Annotated in this window: 15 protein-coding genes and 1 pseudogene; 6 read left to right on the top strand and 10 right to left on the bottom strand. The window is 61.3% G+C overall.

The annotated features are described in order from the left end of the window. A pseudogene (locus G113_RS22050) lies at positions 1-174 on the bottom strand (ATPase RavA stimulator ViaA); the annotation flags it as partial. A gap of 104 nt (positions 175-278) precedes the next feature. After that, positions 279-1,892 (bottom strand): ATPase RavA domain-containing protein, encoded by a 1,614-nt coding sequence (locus G113_RS05685; RefSeq protein WP_005895330.1) that lies wholly within the window; start codon positions 1,890-1,892, stop codon positions 279-281. 161 nt (positions 1,893-2,053) lie between these two features. On the opposite strand from G113_RS05685, the gene G113_RS05690 reads away from it, so the two are divergent. Further along, positions 2,054-2,506 carry a hypothetical protein gene (locus tag G113_RS05690; RefSeq protein ID WP_005895337.1) on the top strand — a complete coding sequence of 151 codons (453 nt, stop codon included), beginning with the start codon at positions 2,054-2,056 and terminating at the stop codon, positions 2,504-2,506. Positions 2,507-2,572: 66 nt separating this feature from the next. Further along, positions 2,573-3,034, top strand: a complete 462-nt coding sequence (gene rimI / locus G113_RS05695; RefSeq protein ID WP_005895339.1) for a ribosomal protein S18-alanine N-acetyltransferase — start codon at positions 2,573-2,575, stop codon at positions 3,032-3,034. 19 nt (positions 3,035-3,053) lie between these two features. On the opposite strand, the gene G113_RS05700 is transcribed toward rimI, so the two are convergent. Next, complete coding sequence (locus G113_RS05700) at positions 3,054-3,596, bottom strand: thioredoxin domain-containing protein (RefSeq protein WP_005895340.1); 543 nt, start codon at positions 3,594-3,596, stop codon at positions 3,054-3,056. Positions 3,597-3,780: 184 nt separating this feature from the next. Between G113_RS05700 and G113_RS05705 the strand changes: the two genes are divergently transcribed. Beyond that, positions 3,781-5,571, top strand: coding sequence for an AMP-dependent synthetase/ligase (locus G113_RS05705; protein ID WP_005895344.1), 1,791 nt, complete (start codon positions 3,781-3,783; stop codon positions 5,569-5,571). 191 nt (positions 5,572-5,762) lie between these two features. Next, positions 5,763-6,476, top strand: a complete 714-nt coding sequence (locus G113_RS05710) for a lipopolysaccharide kinase InaA family protein (RefSeq protein WP_005895346.1) — start codon at positions 5,763-5,765, stop codon at positions 6,474-6,476. A gap of 64 nt (positions 6,477-6,540) precedes the next feature. On the opposite strand, the gene G113_RS05715 is transcribed toward G113_RS05710, so the two are convergent. The 5 genes from G113_RS05715 to G113_RS05735 form a co-directional block, all read right to left on the bottom strand. Then, the gene (locus G113_RS05715) at positions 6,541-7,755 is read right to left on the bottom strand and encodes an aldose 1-epimerase family protein (protein ID WP_005895348.1); all 1,215 of its coding nucleotides are present in this window, start codon (positions 7,753-7,755) and stop codon (positions 6,541-6,543) included. Between the two features lie 268 nt (positions 7,756-8,023). Further along, entirely contained in the window at positions 8,024-9,622 is a 1,599-nt protein-coding gene (gene gshA / locus G113_RS05720) for a glutamate--cysteine ligase (protein ID WP_005895351.1), read from the bottom strand. Between the two features lie 60 nt (positions 9,623-9,682). Next, complete coding sequence (locus G113_RS05725; protein WP_005895356.1) at positions 9,683-12,496, bottom strand: M16 family metallopeptidase; 2,814 nt, start codon at positions 12,494-12,496, stop codon at positions 9,683-9,685. Positions 12,497-12,523: 27 nt separating this feature from the next. After that, positions 12,524-12,949 (bottom strand): YqaA family protein, encoded by a 426-nt coding sequence (locus tag G113_RS05730; RefSeq protein ID WP_005895359.1) that lies wholly within the window; start codon positions 12,947-12,949, stop codon positions 12,524-12,526. Between the two features lie 63 nt (positions 12,950-13,012). After that, entirely contained in the window at positions 13,013-13,975 is a 963-nt protein-coding gene (locus G113_RS05735) for an NADP-dependent oxidoreductase (RefSeq protein ID WP_005895362.1), read from the bottom strand. A 56-nt stretch (positions 13,976-14,031) separates the two neighbouring features. On the opposite strand from G113_RS05735, the gene G113_RS21475 reads away from it, so the two are divergent. Continuing rightward, positions 14,032-14,199, top strand: coding sequence for a hypothetical protein (locus G113_RS21475; RefSeq protein ID WP_169510549.1), 168 nt, complete (start codon positions 14,032-14,034; stop codon positions 14,197-14,199). Between the two features lie 115 nt (positions 14,200-14,314). Here G113_RS21475 and G113_RS05740 read toward each other — a convergent pair whose 3' ends face one another. After that, a complete protein-coding gene (locus tag G113_RS05740; protein WP_005895367.1) occupies positions 14,315-15,370 on the bottom strand; it encodes a hypothetical protein in 1,056 nt (351 codons plus the stop codon). Positions 15,371-15,595: 225 nt separating this feature from the next. Here G113_RS05740 and G113_RS05745 point away from each other — a divergent pair, with 225 nt between their 5' ends. Beyond that, positions 15,596-15,910 (top strand): hypothetical protein, encoded by a 315-nt coding sequence (locus tag G113_RS05745; RefSeq protein ID WP_005895369.1) that lies wholly within the window; start codon positions 15,596-15,598, stop codon positions 15,908-15,910. A 21-nt stretch (positions 15,911-15,931) separates the two neighbouring features. Here the strand turns inward: G113_RS05745 and G113_RS05750 are convergent, their stop codons facing one another. Continuing rightward, positions 15,932-16,675, bottom strand: coding sequence for a ferredoxin--NADP reductase (locus G113_RS05750; protein WP_005895372.1), 744 nt, complete (start codon positions 16,673-16,675; stop codon positions 15,932-15,934). Positions 16,676-16,742: the final 67 nt, after the last annotated feature.

Here is a 16,742-nt window from a genome sequence, read left to right on the forward strand (position 1 = left end):
AGCCGCTCGCTCCAGCTCATGATGCGCCGCTTGAGTCTTTTCCCCTGGCTGCGTTGGCGCCCGCCGGAGGAACTCGGAGATCTTGGGGGACGCGGCCAGCAAGAGCGCCATCTCCCCGGCAATCTCGCCCTCCTCCATCAGCAAGGCCAGGTCCATCATACCAATCTCGATCATGGGGCCCCCAGGGTGCAGTACGCCGCGCCAGTAACGCTCATGGCCCAGAACCGGGTGCAGTCAGCCGACAGGCCGGTGACGACAAGGTGCGCGGCGGCCACGACTCAGACCCGCTCGCCAAACAGGGCCAAACGCGCGTGCCAGCTGCGGGCATCCCCCTGCAACTGCCCCAGATCCCGGGCCAGGACGAAGAAACTCTCCTCCACCTTCTGCAACCACTCCTGACCGAGGAAGAGGTGGTTCTGCTGACGCTCATACAGGCTGCGTTGCCGACGCAGATCCTGGCTGAGGGTCTCGAGCTGGCCACTCAGCTCCTCGAGCGTCTGACGCCAGGGAGCGAGCACCACGGCAGGCAGGGGCTGCTGCCCCACCAGCACCAGCGGCACGCTCTGGCGCTGCACATCCAGCACGCCCAGGCGCAGTTGATCATCGAGCACCAGCTCGTAATGCCCCTCCGCCGGGCTGCCCAGGTGCCAGCCCACCAGCTTCTCGCCGGTGGGGTGCCAATGGGCAAGCCGGTGGCGATCGAACGCCAGGGTCTCGGTGAGCCGGGTCGGATCCTCGGCACCCAGCGCCGCAGGATAGAGCAGATGCAGGTGTACCTGCTTGCCAAAGGGCTGCGCCCCCGTCAGTGGCAGCGCAATGCCGCGGGCGCGACGGCCGAACCACTGCTGACGCTGTCTGGCCTTGTGAGCCAGCCGCTGGGCCATCTCGCCTTGCAGCAGACGGAAACGCTCCTTGAGTTCGAGCAGCTGACGAGTGAGTGCAAGCTGACGGTAACAGTGCAGACGGGCAAACTCCCCCAGCATCTCCTGCAACGCCTCGCGGGAGGCCTCGTCATGCCAGAGGCAATCCTTGAACAGCAGCAGATCCAGAGGGACCACCTCCTCACGGCCATTGAAGAAGGCGCTGGCCTTGATCAGCCGCACCGCCTTCTTCCAGCGCCGATCCGACACATAGCAACTGTGGGCCAGCTGGCTGTCGAGCTGCTGGCGCAGTTGATAAATGAGCTCGAAGCAGCCATCGGGCAGGCGCACTTCGTCTATCTGTCCCTGCCAGGCGAGGTATTCGTCACTGCGGATCTGCACCGAGGCGGGCAGGTTCTGATGAGACTGGCCCTCGCTGGCCAGCATGGCCTGGAAGTTAGCCTTCTCCTGCACCCTGTCCAGCCAGATCCGCACCAGCATGCGATCGTAGAGCGCCTCCAGACCACTGTCCGGTGCTGGCAGTTCATTGGAGGCGGTGACCAGCAGGCGCATCGGGATGGGGTGCTGACTGTCACCGTTGCGAAACTGACGCTCGTTGATGGCGGTGAGCAGGGTGTTGAGGATGGCGGGACCCGCCTTCCAGATCTCGTCGAGAAACACCACCTCGGCCTCGGGCAGGTAACCTGCGGTGAGACGCAGGTACTTGCCCTCATCCTTCAGCGCCTGAATGGAAAGGGGGCCGAACACCTCTTCCGGGGTGCTGAAACGGGTCATGAGATATTCGAAGTGACGTGCCTCATGAAAGGCGAGCTTGAGGCGGCGGGCGATCAGACTCTTGGCGATACCGGGCGGTCCGAGCAAAAAGACACTCTCCCCGGAGAGGGCGGCCAGCAGCCCCAGACGCAAGGCATCCTGGCGCTCATACAATCCCTCCCCCAGAGCAGCCAACAGACGTGGCAAGCGCTCAGCGATGGCGTTAGCAGAGTGACTCTTCTGGGACAACAGCGGCATAGGCAAATTCCGGCTCGAGATAGGGATGGGTGTTCCGGTCGGCAGCGTCGGTTCATGAGAAGAGGCGCCGGGTTTGGGGCTGCATAACGGCAAAGGGTGCAGCAAACTCCGTTCGAGTGTACCCTTCCTTGAGTTTTTTTTGCCAATCCAGAGTCAATCAGATGCTAGATCCCTTACGCCAGGGCCTGCTCAGCCGCATGGGTATACAGGAGTGGCAAGTACGCCGCCCAGCCCTGCTGGGAGCCGAGCCAGTGCCCCCCCCCATGCCAGGCACCGCAGAAGCAGCCGCCAGCTCGCAGCCCAGCCCGTATCTGGCCGATCCACTTCCCGCGACCCAAAGCAGCCATGCCAAGCACGCCTTGCCTGCGGGTCGACTCTGGATAGTCGCCGATCGCCTGCCAGCCCCCACCCTGCTGGCGGATGTCTGCCTGTTGCTGGGGTTCAGCCCCCAGGAGGTCAGTCTGGTTCCGAGCCTGACCCCTGGCATGGTGACGCCCTTGCTCTGGCTCGAGGAGGTCGATCCCGCCTGGCCCCAGGCACTGATCTGCCCGCTGCAACCCAGTGCGGCCCAGAAACGGGCACTCTGGCAACAGCTGCGCCAACGCCTGACCTGAGCCGTTGCCATTTTACCCGGCACCTTTCCATCGCCCAAGTTGCCCATCCCCAGTTTCGGAGTCCAGATGTCTCAACCCCAGCCCGAATTTCGCCCTCTGCTGGAGAGCGATTTTGCCCTCATCTACCCCATAGAGCAGGCCGCACACCAGGAGCCCTGGAGCCAGGCCAATCTGCTCTCCTGCTTCGGGCCCCGCTACCTCAACGGCTTGCTGCTGGTGGCGGGGCGGCCCGCCGGTTTCTACATCTCGGATCTGGTGGCCGGAGACAGCTCGCTGATGAACATCTGCGTCCATCCTGACTTTCAGGGCAAGGGATTGGGGCGGGCACTGCTGAGGGAATATCTGGCCAGCAGCAAGGCGAAAAAAGCCGAGGCCTGGTTCCTTGAGGTGCGGGCTGGCAACAAGGGCGCCATCGCCCTCTACGAGAGTGAAGGCTTCGCCGAGTATTGCCGCCGCGCCGACTACTACGGCACAGGCCCGGATCGGGAAGATGCCGTGCTGATGTCGCGGTTGTTCGACTTCGGCTAGTCGCTGACCCTGGCGCAAATCAGGGCGCGAGGGCGCTGAAAGCGGGATCCTCCAGTGCCAGGGTGGTATGCAGCACGGCCTCGAAGCCGGCGGCCGACAGCGGCATGAAAAAACCACGCCGGTAAGTCACTCCAGGCATCCAGATCTGCTGAATATCCACCACTATCTGCATCGGTTTGAGCGGGCCATCGGCCTGCTGCAAATAGATGCCGGGTGGCGTCGCGACCTTGGGGAAGCGACGCAGCACTCGTTCACTGCCATCTCCCGCATGCGGATTGAGGCGTACCTTGGCCAGCCCGGCCAGGGTGGAGGCCAACGCCGGATCCTGCCACAACCCCTTGTCGAGCAGTTTGCAACGCCGACACTTGTCCGATTCGATCACATAGAGCACCGCCATGCCGGACTCGCGGGCGAGCTGCTGGGCCCGTGCCACCCCCTGCTCTCCCTTGAGCCAGGGGTTGCCACTAACCAGTGCCTGCTGGTTCCACCAATACCAGCCCGCGCTCCCGGTCACCAGCAACAAGGCCAATAGCAGCCCCAACCATTTCCCCAGATTTTTCATTGCTCTAGCCTCCGACGACCGCCTTTCCCAGTTATCGCCGATTTTGATTAATTTCGCAGCAAAATCCGATCTTCCTGATCCGGAACAAAACAGCGCACACTTGTAAGCCGTAATCTTAGAGTTTACACTCCAGCCCGATTTTCACGCCTCTGCCGGGCGTCTCTCTGTCATTGAGGATCTACGAATGTCACAGCTGCATTTGGTTCATCTGCTTCGCGAACGCATCGCCCGTCTGGGTAATAAAGCCGCCCTGCGGGTGCAACAGGATGGCCAATGGCGTGCCATCGGCTGGCGCACCCTGGGTCAGGCCATGGACTATTGCGCCCAGGCGCTGATCCGGGCCGGTCATCAGGAGTGCGACATGGTCGGCATCTATGCCCGCAACATGCCGGAGTGGACCCAGGCCGACCTCGGCACCCTCGCCGCCCGCGGCGTCAGCGTGCCAATTTACCCCACCAGTACCCTGGATCAGCTGCGCTACATAGTGCGCGATGCCCGCATCAAGATACTGTTTGTCGGCGAGCAACCTCAGTTCGATCAGGCCCTGCAACTGCTCGAGCACGGCGAGATCCGCCAGATTGTGGCCCTCGATGGCAGCGTCGATCTGCGTGGCTGCAAGCAGGCCAGCCACTTTCAGGCCTTCCTGGTTTCCGGCAACCATCCGGCCAGCGAACAAGCACTGCGGGAGCGCGAACGCCAATACCGCATGGATGACCTGCTGACCCTCATCTACACCTCGGGCACCACGGGTGAACCCAAGGGGGTCATGCTCGATTTTGCCAACATGGCCGCCTGCTTCGAGATGCACAACAGTCGCCTGGATCTCAGCGAGCAGGATGTGTCGCTGTGCATGCTGCCGCTCAGCCATGTGTTCGAGCGTGCCTGGACCTACTACGTGCTCTACTGCGGCGCCGAGAACGTCTACATCCGCGATCCCCAGAAGGTGATGGAGGTGATTGGCGAGGTGAAACCGACGGTGATGTGCGCCGTGCCCCGCCTTTACGAGAAGGCCTACGCCATGATCCAGGCCAAGGTCGCCCAGGCGCCAGCCCTTCGCCGCGCCCTGTTCGGCTGGGCCACCGGCGTCGGCAAGCAGATGGTGGCCACCCGCCAGGCGGGCAAGTCTGCCTCCCCCTGGCTGTATGTCCAGCTCGCCCTGGCCGAGCGCCTGGTGTTTCGCAAGCTGCGTGCCCGTTTCGGCGGTCGCACCCGCTTCCTGCCAGTGGCCGGCGCACGTCTGGCTGACGACGTGAATCTCTTCTTCCAGGCCATGGGGCTCAACCTCAAGTACGGCTACGGCATGACGGAGACCACGGCCACCGTCTGCTGCTACGAAGATCAAGCATTCAAGCTGGGATCCATCGGTACCGCCCTCAATGGCATCGAGGTGAAACTCGGTGAGAACAATGAGCTGCTGGTGCGCTCCCCGACCGTGATGCGCGGCTACTACAACAAGCCGCAAGCCACGGCCGAGGTGATGACCGAGGATGGCTTCCTGCGTACCGGCGATGCCGGGGAGCTCGACAGCCAGGGCAATATCTACTTTACCGAACGCCTCAAGGAGCTGATGAAGACCTCCAACGGCAAATACGTGGCCCCGCAACTGGTGGAAGGGACCCTCGGCAAGGATCGCTTCATCGAGCAGATCGCCATCGTCGCCGACGCCCGCCACTTCGTCTCGGCGCTGATAGTGCCCTGCTTCGAGTCGCTGGAAGAGTACGCCCGCTCCATCAACCTGCAATACCAGTGCAAGACGGAGCTGCTGCGCCACTCCCGGGTGATGGAGTTCTTCGAGGCGCGCATCCAGGGCCTGCAGCAGGAGCTGGCCAAGTTCGAGCAGGTGAAGAAATTCACCCTGCTACCGATCGCCTTCTCCATGGAGCTCGGAGAGATCACCCCGACCATGAAGCTGCGCCGCAAGATCATCGAGGCCAAGTATCAAGACGAGATCGAGGCGATGTACAGCCACGTCTAAATTCGAAGGCCACGCCATGGACAACGCCGCAGGCCCTCAAGGCCCTGCGGCGTTTTCATATGCACTTCAAGGTATTGAATGACCCATTCAGCTCATGTCAGCTAAGGAGTCGTACCATGACGTCATAACAGACGGGTCATTCTTGTCATCTCGTCAAGCCAGGCTCGCACCACTCTCAGAGCACCTCTTTTATGAAGCTGACCTCACTCGAATTCGATGGCCAAACCCATCACTACCTGCTGTTTCATGACCAACTGCAGCTGCCTCGCTGGTCTCTGGACAAGACTCAGGATACCGCCCACTTCGAACAAGTCGGCAGCAGCCTGTTTCGTCGTCACAACGCAAGCCACTCCCTGTGCAAGCTGGTTGCCGACAAGCACCCCCGCTGGTCTCTGGCCTGGTTGTGCCGGGACCAACTCGGCAAGCGGCTCATTGGCCACATCGACGCCCTGCGTGAATGGCGCAGCAACCGTATCCTGCGCAATGTCGGCCTCAATGTGGTGCCTTGCCAGGCTGCCGGGATCGCCATCAATCCCCTCAATCCCCTCGCCTCTTTCCTGGCGGTGCAGTATCTGCAAGATGCCATTTCGGGGGAGGATTACTTTCTCGGCGCCGACGAGGCACAACGTCTCGCCCTGTTACGTCGGCTCGCCAAGGAGATTGCCATCCTGGCCAGCCACGGTTACTGTCATCGGGATCTCCACTTTGGCAATCTGATGATTGATCCCATGGGGGAGATCATCTGGATTGATACCCATGTCCGTCGCCTGCCCTTTGGCGTCAAGGCACGCCAGCAGTGCCTGGCAGCCACGCTCAAACCCGGCAAGCTGCATGGGGAGAGCTATCGCAACTATCTCTTGCAGCAGCTTGCGCGCCTTGCCCCCCTGGCCCCAGTGCGCCACTGACTCAGCCCTGGCCAGGCCATAAAAAGCCGCTCATCTGAGCGGCTTTTTGCTATGCGTCTGCCACTCAGGGCAGTTTGACCAGGGACTGCTCACGCAATTCTGTGGGGCGGCCGGCCTGGATCTTCTCCACCTGGGCCAGGGCCTGCTTCACCTCTTCCCCATTGCGCAGCAGGCGATAGGTCAGATCAAAGGTCTTGGTCTCCCCCGGCTGGATCTTGGGCACCAGCCCCAGCGGACGCTGGTACTTGGTGCTGTAGGCATAGCTGGTGCCGGGCTCGATACCGGTCACATAGCCCTGGGCCCGGGTGTCTGTGTTCTTCCACAGGGTCAACACAGGCAGCTGGTGCGTGTTGTAACCCACAGCCACCCCGACATTGCCCGCTTTGTTGTTGAGCACCGCCAGGGTATTGCCCTCGGCGTCGCTGTAGGGCACCAGGTTGAACACCATCTCGTCGAAGCCCTTGGTCGGCCCCAGGTAGGTTTGCCAGCCCTTGAGCCCCGCCTTGGCGTAGTCGTTGAACGGGGAGATCTGTTTCACCGGGGTGCTGACCCGCGCCCCCTCCTCCAGGATGGGCGCCCCGAAGTTGCCGTGATAGATGATCTGGTACTCGTTTTCGTAGTCGGCATGGTTGGTCAGCTTATCCTGCAGGGCAAATTCCGCCTGACCCGGCACCACGCTCAGCTGGGTCCAGGTGACCAGCTCGCTCATCTTGAAGGTGCGCTCATCCACCCTGCCCCGCACATGGATGGCGTAGGGCGGCTCTTCATCCACGGTCACGCTGACCACAGACGCCGGTATGTTCTGCACCCGGCCGTGCAGGCTCTTGAGGCGGCCATCGTCATCCACCCCGGGGTGGCCGGTCCACTCATAGCCGCAGCGTACCAGCATCTCGTTGAAGCCATCGAGCCAGCCGAGACCCCCGCGGCTCTCCAGATCGATGAAGGCCGGGTTGACCACCTCCTTGACCGGGGAATCCCAACCGAGGCGCACATCGGCCCCCTTGACCTCCTTGATCCCCATGCCACGGGTCGGCACCAAGGTGATCTTCATCACCCCGTTGTCGACGATGAGCAGATCGACCCCCTCCTGGCGCCCGCCGTGCAGACGCCTCTTCTCGATGGAGAAGGGCACCGGGCTCTTGATGCCGAGCTTGTCGCTGCTGATCTTCCAGTCCCCCACATCCAGCCCCTGCTGGGAGTCGGTCAGCAAAAATTCGGCGGCCTGGCCAGAGCTAGCGCCCAGGGCGAGCAGCACGGCAATGGAGAGTCTCTTCAACATGGCTTTATCCTCGTGTCTCTTGTTCTTGTGAGTGGTTTTCGTGAAAGCTGAATCGTTTCAGTGATCGAAAACTAGGCGCCTGGCGCACCAGACTCAAGGGACAAAAGGAGGAAATGTGAGCCGTTTGACAATAAAAGCGTCTATCGGCTTGCTGAAGTGAAGGCTGACTCACACTTCTTTTTTTCGGATAACAGAGCGGCCAGGAAGACGACTCTCGGCCATAAAAAAGCCGCTCATTGAGCGGCTCTGTCATGGTGATGCTGACGGATCAGGTCGTGGTCTGGCGGGTGCCGAAGTAGTCCGCCAGGAAGTCGTCGAACGACAGGCTATCCCCCCGTTCACGCTCGCGCTGCTTGAGCAGGGACTCCCGCGCTTCACCGGCGAAGTAAGCCTCATCCCAGTACTGCAACTCACCGGCCAGCAACTGTTCGCGATACTGACTGGCCAGAGCGTCGCCGAAGCAGCCGTTATCCAGATCGCCCTCCTTGAGCATCTTGAGCAGGCGCGCCGAGTAGGTCAGCTCCGGGTCGAGCAGCTTCTCGCGGTGCATTGCCAAAGTCTCGCGATAGCGATTGCGACCACAGCAGCGATCCAGCAAGGCGGCAACCTCGTCCAGCTCGTCAAACAGGCTGAGTCCGTACTCCTTGAGGGTCCGCTCGGTGCCTTGCTCATCTTCGAGCTGCAAACCGGGACGGCGTCCCTCCAGCACTACCTTGTTCATGTTGCTGCGGTTGCGGGCCATATCCTGCTCCGTCAGCTGAGCGGAAGGACGCAGCAGACACCAGACCAGGAAGACATCGAAGAAGCGCACCTGTTCCACGTCTATCCCGAGCGGCGTGAAGGGGTTCACGTCCACGGTGCGCAGCTCTATGTATTCGATGCCGCGCTGTTCGAGGGCGTCCGACGGCTTCTCGCCGCTGCGCGGGGTGCGCTTGGGCCGGATCGGCGCATACAACTCGTTCTCCAGTTGCAACACGTTGTCATTGAGCTGGCGATACTCGCCGTTCACCTTGACCCCTATCTTGGCGAACTCGGGATCATGGGTGTTGATGGCGCGGCGCAGGGAGGCCACGTAGGCGGGCAGGTTGTCGTGGCTGATCTCGAGTCGGCTCTGGGCGCTGCTGGTGTAGCCCAGATCGGACAGGCGCAACGACGTGGCATAGGGCAGATAGAGGGTCCCCTTGCCCAGCTTCTCGAACGGCAGCGCACTCTCGCGCCCCTTGAGGAAGGATTGGCAGATGGCGGGGGAAGCGCCAAACAGATAGGGCACCAGCCAGCCGAAGCGGTAGACGTTGCGGATAAGCCCCATGTACTTTTCCGAGATGAAGCGCTGGCTGCAACAGTGCTCCCCCACCAGATCCTGCCACTCGCACCAGAAGCTGTCCGGCATGGAGAAGTTGAAGTGGATGCCGGCGATCACCTGCATCAGGCTGCCGTAGCGGTTCTTGAGACCCTGGCGGTAGAGGGTCTTCATCCGGCCTATGTTGGAAGTGCCGTACTGGGCGAGGCGTATGCTCTCCTCGTCACCGACGAAGCAGGGCATGGAGAGGGGCCAGAGCCGCTCTTCGCCGATATGCTGGCTGACATGGTGATGAATGTCGCCAAGCTGCTCCATCAGGCTCTCGATGGAGTCGGTGGCCGGGGTGATGAACTCCAGCAGGCTTTCGGAGTAGTCGGTGGTGATGTTGGCATGGGTCAGGGCCGATCCCAGACTGCGGGGATGATCCCCCTGGGCCAGGCTGCCGTCCGGGCGAATGCGCAGGGTTTCGCGCTCCAGGCCACGACGGATCCCCTTGAGGGCCGACAGTCGCTCCGGGGTACCCAAGGCGGCCAGCAACTCGCGCAGTGACAAGCTAGATATGGTCATATTCAAGGCTCATTTTTGGCCGCCCCAGCCGGGGCGGCACTCAGGCATGCCGCACTTGCCTCAGGGAAGTTGCAGCGGATAGATGGGAAGATGAAGCTCCGCCAGGGGTTTTTCAAGCTTTTGCTTGTCACCGACCACCACTATTACCATCTGGTCGGGATCGAGCCAGTGGGTCGCGCTGCGCTTTAGAGTCTCTTGTGAAACCGTTTTGATCAGCTGGCTCTGGGCCTGCACAAAGTCAGGTTTCAGATCATACATGATCATCTGCAGCAAGAAGCCGGCCTTCTGGTTCAGCGTCTCGTAGGAGAGGGCATCCTGCTGGGAGACGGCGCTGCGCATGTAGGCCAGCTCCACCGGCGTGGGGCCGCTCGCCCGATAACCGTCCAGCTCCTTGAGGAACTGGCGGATGGCATCCACGGTCGCGTCGGCCCGCACATTGGCGCCCGTGCTGAACACCCCCACCTCGCGATTGGCGGCGAAACCCGAGCTGGCACCATAGGTGTAGCCTTTGTCTTCCCGCAGGTTGAGGTTGATGCGGCTGTTGAAGTTGCCCCCGAGGTTGAAGTTCATCAGGCCGGCGGTGAAGTAATCCCCCGTGGTATCAAACGCCATGGCACGGCGGCCGATGCGGATAACCGACTGAGGCGCCCCCGGTTTGTCCACCAGATAGATACCCGGTTTGGCCTGCGCTCCTGCGGGCTTGAGGCTGCCAAGTTCGGGGGCTGTGCCCTTCCACTCGGTCAGGAAGCCGAGCTGATCCTCCACCTGCTTCTGGGTCACGTCACCCACCACCACCACCTTGGCATTGCTCGGGTTGTAGTAGTTCTGATAGAAACGCTTCACATCGCTCAGAGTCAGCTTGGCGACATCGGCGGGCACACCGTCAGCGGGTTCCCCCAGGCGGCTCTCCTTGCCGTAAATCAGCTCACGGAACGCCTGTCCCGCCAGCCATTCCGGCTGCTGCTCGCTCTGCTTCATGCCTTGCAGCAGCTGGGCCTTGGTACGCTCGAAATCGGCTTCGCGCAGGCCGGGGCGCTGCCACAGCTCCTTCACCAATGTCAGGGTCTGGGGCAGCTTGTCGGTCAGGCTGCTGATGGTGATCAGGTTGTTGTACTGGGCACTGGAGAACTCAATGCTGGCCCCCAGCTTTTGCAACTCATCGCTCAACTGGGCCTCGGAGAGGCGCACCGAGCCTTGCTCCATCATGGCCGCGGTCAGATTGGCCAGCCCCAGCTCCCCCTTGCTCTCGGCACGGATGCCGCCGGGCAGGGCGATCATGATGGAGACGGCCGGGATCTCGTCGCTCTGGCTGCCGATGATCTCGATGTCTTTGTCGAGCTTGCCATGCCAGATGGCCGGCACCTTGGCGCTAACCGCATCGCTCACCTTGGGCTGCACGCTGCGATCGAAGCGGTCGGTCACCGGGCGCAGCGGCAGGGCGGCATCATGCTTGCTGTAATCGGGCAGCTCGCGCTTGGCCGGGGTGAAGTTGGGTTTGGCTACCTGCCAATCCGTCTTGCCTTTGGGCACCACACTCATCACCACCGCAGGCTTGCCTGCAATGAACTTGTCATAGGCGGCCCTGACCTGCTCCGGGGTTACCTTGCCGATGGCATCCAGGCTCTTGAACACATAGCCAGGATCCCCGGCCAGCACCTGCCCCATGGCCAACTGGCTCACCTTGCCCTCGACGCTGTCGAGCCCCCAGATGGTGGAGGCGCGATACTTGCTGATCGCTTTTTCCAAATCGTCGGGCGTGAGGCCGCGCTGGGCGAAGTCGCCGATCACCTTGTCCACCTCGCCCTTGAGGGTCTTGAGGCTGCCATCCAGCGCCGGGTTGGGATAGGCGTAGACAGTCAGGGTGCAAGCCAGCTCCTCGCAGTAGTGGGAGGCACCCACTTCCAGTGCCTTGCCGCTCTTGACCAGGGACTGATAGAGCATGGAGCTGGCTGAACCGCCGAGTACATCGGCAAACAGGTCCAGCGCAGGCTCCTGGGGATCCCCCAGCGCGACGGTCGGATAGCTGATGTAGAGCAGCGGCAGATGGACCTTGTCTTCCAGGGTGATGTAGCGTGTTTCGGGCAAACTCACCGGCTCAGGGGCCGGCTCAGCGACATCGGGGCCGCGGGGTATGGTTCCAAAATACTGCTCAATCCAGGCCAGAGCCTGCTTGGTGTCAAAATCACCGCCCAGGGTCAGGGTGGCATTGTTCGGTCCGTACCAGCGCAGGAAGAACTGCTTGAGATCATCCACGCCGACCCGGTCCAGATCCTCCACATAGCCGATCGGCTGCCAGGAGTAAGGGTGGGTGCGCGGATAGAGCGCCTCGCCCATCCGCTCGCTCACCAGGCCATAGGGCTGGTTGTCGACCCGCTGGCCACGCTCGTTCTTGACGGTGGCGCGCTGGATCTCGAACTTCTTCTGGCTGACCGCATCGAGCAGGAAGCCCATGCGATCCGCCTCCAGCCAGAGCACTTTCTCCAGCTGGTTGGCAGGCACCGTCTCGTAGTAGTTGGTTCTGTCCTTGTTGGTGGTGCCATTCATGTCACCACCGGCCTCGTTGATGATGCGCATGTGCTCCTGATCACCCACATGTTTGGAGCCCTGGAACATCATGTGCTCGAAGAAGTGCGCGAAGCCGGACTTGCCCACCGTCTCGCGGGAGGAACCGACGTGATAGGTCACATCCAGGTGAACCAGGGGATCCGAGTGATCCGGCGCCAGTATCACGGTCAGGCCATTATCCAGCTTGTACATCTGGTAGGGGATGGCGAGCTGTCCCGCCGTCTTGGTCTGCTGGGAGACCAGGGTTGGCGCAGCCAGGAGTGGCAGGCTGACGCCGAGCAGTATGCCGAGTGGGATGAGTTTGTTCACTGTTACCTCTTAGATGAAAGGCACCGGCTAGAAGAATTGAATCGCCAGCAACAGGACCAGGCCATAACGGATTAACTTACCGAGGCCGATGAGAATAAGCGAGCGCCAAAATGAGAGCCGCAGCCAGCCGGCCAACAGACAGAGTCCGTCGCCGAGAATGGGGGTCCAGGCGAGCAGCAGACACCAATGACCATGTTGTTTGAGCCACCCGAGTGCCTTTTGTTCCCCACGCCCCTTAAAATCTTCCGGTTTCTTCTTGAAGGTGGCGAGCCAGCCAAGCCACCAGCTGGTCATGGATCCCAAGGTATTGCCGAGGGTGGCCCAGAGCAGCAGGCTGACCGGACTCCACTCCCCCCGGCTCGCCATGGCCCCCAGCAGCAACTCTGAGCCACCGGGCAGGAGCGTCGCCGAGCCAAAGGCGCTCAGAAATAGCCAGCCGAGGCTCATCTCCATGAAAGCAACGCCACCCAGCCCATCAGCTGGACATGCTGGAGTGGATCAATCTGCGGCCAGGGATCACTCATCCATACCCGCCGCCGGCATGCGCAGCAGCAGCTTGCCACGGGTATGACCCGCTTCGATGGCGGCGTGGGCCAGGGCCCCGTCGGCCAGCTCGAACTCGCGATTGATGCAGATTTGCGCCTCATCGATGCGCAGCAGGGTCAGCATCTGGGCCAACTGCTTGGGATTGGGTTGCACCAGCATGCCACGCACCTCGATGCCGAGTTCGCTTCCCGCCTGCTTGATGGCCTCAGCCGTGATGGTCGGCACTGTGATCAAGCGGCCACCGCTGGCCACGCAGCCCAGCGCCGCTTTGCCACTCTCGCCACCGACCAGATCCAATACCAGCTCAACCTGGCCGACCTGATCGACCCAATCGGGATCGTGATAGTCGACCAGTCGCTCGGCCCCGATACCATGCAAAAAGCCATGATTAGCCGGGCTTGCCAACGCAGTGACCTTGGCGCCATAGGCTCGGGCCCACTGCACCGCCAGGTGGCCCACGCCACCCGCCCCAGCCAGGATCAGCACTCTCTGCCCCTGCTTGAGCTCACCATGGTCGAACAGGCCTTGCCAGGCGGTCAACCCGGCCAGGGGCAGGGCCGCGCCCTGCTTGAGGCTCACCTCTTCCAGCGGTACCAGCAACTCGGCCGGGGTCAGGGCAGACTCGGCGTAGGCACCACCTTGCAGCGGAAAACCGATCATGCCGCACACCTTGTCGCCGACCTTGAGACTCTCTACACCTGGGCCAAGCGCCTCCACCACACCGGCCATGTCATAACCAGGCGTCCAGGGCAGCTTGTCTCTGTTTTCTGCTGCTGCCCACCCTAAACCGGCCCGGGTCTTGGCATCAATGGGATTGACCGCGGCGTAACAGATACGCACCCGTACCTCACCCTCGGCGGGCATGCCATCTAGAGAGGGGTTTAGCTTGAGTACCGAGGGGGGGCCGAATGCGGTAATCTGTAGTTGCGTCATTGCAGATTCCATCCTTATGGTTGACGGTGAAGCAACAGGATAACAGTGAGGACACCATGGCTCGAATGTTTCTTATCCCGCTGCTGCTGGCTTTGGCCTGGTGGCTGTTTCTGCTCTACTTTCGCATTCCCATCAAGCAAGGTGCCAAGGGGTTTTACTGGATCATCGGCCTGGGTGGCGGGCTCGCCGCCTTCCTCAGCCTGATGATGATACTCACCCACTAGCAGGAGCCCCATGTTCACCGGGCTTCCCCCCTCCCGCCGGAGCATCGATGCCAGTTGGCACTGCCATTGACGCTGCCGGCTTGCCCGTCCAAGAGCCCCTGGACGAGCCTCTCCATCAGGGCCCTGCCTGGTATTGACCCGGCTCGGATTGCCCGGCCGCTTGCAGCGCGTAGTGGCGATTGCTGCCCTGGGTCAATACCCCTTCGTTCATCAGTTGCACAAAAATCTTGTCCACCTCCTCAAGGGGCAGGGAGAGAGCCTGAGCGACCGCTCGCTTGCCACACTTGAGCCGCCCGCTTTGCAGCCCCTGACGGACCGTTTCCAGCGGCGTGAGCCGAGGTTCGGGCTCAGACTGCACCTTGTCATTGCGAACAGTGCCCTCTTCCCTTTCCATTGACGATTGGGAGATGGCCGTCACGCGGTGACGTTGCGACTGCCAATAGCGGCGAAAGCGGGTCTCATCACCAATCAGGGAGACGAAAAAGGCCCCGAACACATCGAGCAGCACTGAGAGGAAGCAGACCAGCAGGAACTGCACCTGGCCTATGCTCATCCCCATCCCCTCCGCCAGACTGCTCATCAGCCCCAGCATGGAAGATTGCTCATTGACCGGTTTGGCATCCCGCTCCTGGCGCAGCGCATCCTGCTTCAACCTGAGCTGGGTATTGGCCTGCTGCAAGCCGCTCACGCCACTGGAGATACGGGCCATTTCGATATACTTGCGTGCCGCCTCCTCATTGAGGCGGATCTGCCGCTCTATGCTGTCGATCTGCTCATCGAAACGCGCGATCTCCCGCTCATGTTTGGCCTGGATGCCAAGCACTGTGTTGGTGGCGCTGTTGATGCCCCCTATGCTGCCGCCGATGGAAATGGCCGCCAGCACGGCATAAAACAGCAGCGACCAGAAAGCGCCACCTAACTCCCGCCGCGCCCGGCGTTCGCCATATTCGTACCAGATGTAGAATTTGCCGAGTTCGAAGATGATGGCCAGACCGCCGAACAACCACTTCATTAAGGGGTTATCGTCGATGGAGAGAAACAGCAACAGAGAGAAGACGATGGAGGCCAAGATGGCCAGTCCGGTAAAAAGATAGACAGTGGTGAGCGCGAACCAGCCCTTGGGATAACGTAACTGGGATGAGGGAGTGGGCAATGAGATGGCTGTCTGCATGATGATACGCTGGCGGTTGAAATATCAGGTCGCCGATTATAGAGCCGCTCAGCCCGGATTGAAGGTTATCAACCTGAAATAACGAGATATTACAGATGCTTGGACAGGTCATGACCAGTTTGGTCAGATTTTCGACCTGAAGCCACTTCCAGCAGGCCCATTAGGCTTGGATCCAGCTAGCTGGCACTATACTGGCACCCGTCATCACCACATCGAGGATTCATTATGCGACATAGTGCACTTCTGCTCATCCTGCTGGCCCTGAGCACCACCACCCAGGCCGCCCCACCCTCCCATAAAGATGGTGGGGCCAGCTTGTCGACCGATCGCATCAATGTCGATTTCGACACCAAAGAGTACGACTGGTGGCAACACAACTGCCTGGATATCCGTATCGGAGACAGCCGCCTCAAGACTGACTGCGGCAGCATGGATGGCAAATACCGCGATCACTACAATCGCAGCATCCACGGTGACAACAATCCGGGCCAGGGCCACAACAAATCCAAAGGCAACAATGGCAAGGGTAAGAACCACTGAGCCCCCTCGCTGCCTGCTTGGTTACCAGTAGTTTTCAGAGCTGATCTGCCCCGGGGTACGGCGCAGGTTTTTGGCCAGGCCCTGCTCGATGAGGGAGAGCTGGGTCGCCTTCACCATTTCGGGATTGCCGCAGATCAATACCTGGCTGTGCTCGGGGCTAAAGCTCAGCCCCACCCTCTCTTGCAGGGCGCCGCTGTCGATGGCGGCCGGGATCCTGCCCGCCATGGCATCCGGCCAGAGCTCGCGGCTGACGAAGGGCACATAGTGCAGCCGCTCCCCGAGCCGGGCTTTCAACTCGCCAATCAGCGGTTGATAACTGAGCTCCTCTCCCTTCCTCACACCATGCACCAGGACCAGATTGTCAAAACGCTGCTCGGCCTGCCCCGCAGCCAGGATGGAGAGGAAGGGGCCAATGGCGGTCCCTGTGGAGAGCAGCCAGAGATCCCGGCCAGCCGGGATCTCATCCAGGGTGAGGAAACCGCTCGCCAGGGATTGCACCAGCAATGTATCGCCCACGGTCAGGGAGCCCAGGGAAGGCGTCAGCTCACCATCCGGGATCTCGACCAGATAGAACTCGTGATAGGGAGAGGATGGCGGGTTAACGAAGGAGTAGGCACGCTGGATCCGCTTTTCACCCCGTTCCAGCGCCAGCTTGGTGAATTGTCCCGCCTGATAGGGGAGCAGCTGCGCGTCTACCCTCAGGGAAAATAGGGTATCCGTCCACTGGATACGCTCGATGACACGCCCTTCTACCCAAGCCGCCATGGAAACCTCTCTCGTTGCAACAGTCCCTTACTCTAACTCGGAGGCCAAAAATAAAAAACCCGCGCCA

The sequence above is a fragment of the Aeromonas molluscorum 848 genome (assembly GCF_000388115.1).
Classification (GTDB): Bacteria; Pseudomonadota; Gammaproteobacteria; order Enterobacterales; family Aeromonadaceae; genus Aeromonas; species Aeromonas molluscorum.

Excerpts from the sequence above, each read along its gene's own strand:
- G113_RS05685 (WP_005895330.1), bottom strand. The coding sequence starts at position 1,892 with ATGCCGCTGTTGTCCCAGAAGAGTCACTCTGCTAACGCCATCGCTGAG.
- G113_RS05690 (WP_005895337.1), top strand. The coding sequence starts at position 2,054 with ATGCTAGATCCCTTACGCCAGGGCCTGCTCAGCCGCATGGGTATACAG.
- rimI (WP_005895339.1), top strand. The coding sequence starts at position 2,573 with ATGTCTCAACCCCAGCCCGAATTTCGCCCTCTGCTGGAGAGCGATTTT.
- G113_RS05700 (WP_005895340.1), bottom strand. The coding sequence starts at position 3,596 with ATGAAAAATCTGGGGAAATGGTTGGGGCTGCTATTGGCCTTGTTGCTG.
- G113_RS05705 (WP_005895344.1), top strand. The coding sequence starts at position 3,781 with ATGTCACAGCTGCATTTGGTTCATCTGCTTCGCGAACGCATCGCCCGT.
- G113_RS05710 (WP_005895346.1), top strand. The coding sequence starts at position 5,763 with ATGAAGCTGACCTCACTCGAATTCGATGGCCAAACCCATCACTACCTG.
- G113_RS05715 (WP_005895348.1), bottom strand. The coding sequence starts at position 7,755 with ATGTTGAAGAGACTCTCCATTGCCGTGCTGCTCGCCCTGGGCGCTAGC.
- gshA (WP_005895351.1), bottom strand. The coding sequence starts at position 9,622 with ATGACCATATCTAGCTTGTCACTGCGCGAGTTGCTGGCCGCCTTGGGT.
- G113_RS05730 (WP_005895359.1), bottom strand. The coding sequence starts at position 12,949 with ATGGAGATGAGCCTCGGCTGGCTATTTCTGAGCGCCTTTGGCTCGGCG.
- G113_RS05735 (WP_005895362.1), bottom strand. The coding sequence starts at position 13,975 with ATGACGCAACTACAGATTACCGCATTCGGCCCCCCCTCGGTACTCAAG.
- G113_RS21475 (WP_169510549.1), top strand. The coding sequence starts at position 14,032 with ATGGCTCGAATGTTTCTTATCCCGCTGCTGCTGGCTTTGGCCTGGTGG.
- G113_RS05740 (WP_005895367.1), bottom strand. The coding sequence starts at position 15,370 with ATGCAGACAGCCATCTCATTGCCCACTCCCTCATCCCAGTTACGTTAT.
- G113_RS05745 (WP_005895369.1), top strand. The coding sequence starts at position 15,596 with ATGCGACATAGTGCACTTCTGCTCATCCTGCTGGCCCTGAGCACCACC.
- G113_RS05750 (WP_005895372.1), bottom strand. The coding sequence starts at position 16,675 with ATGGCGGCTTGGGTAGAAGGGCGTGTCATCGAGCGTATCCAGTGGACG.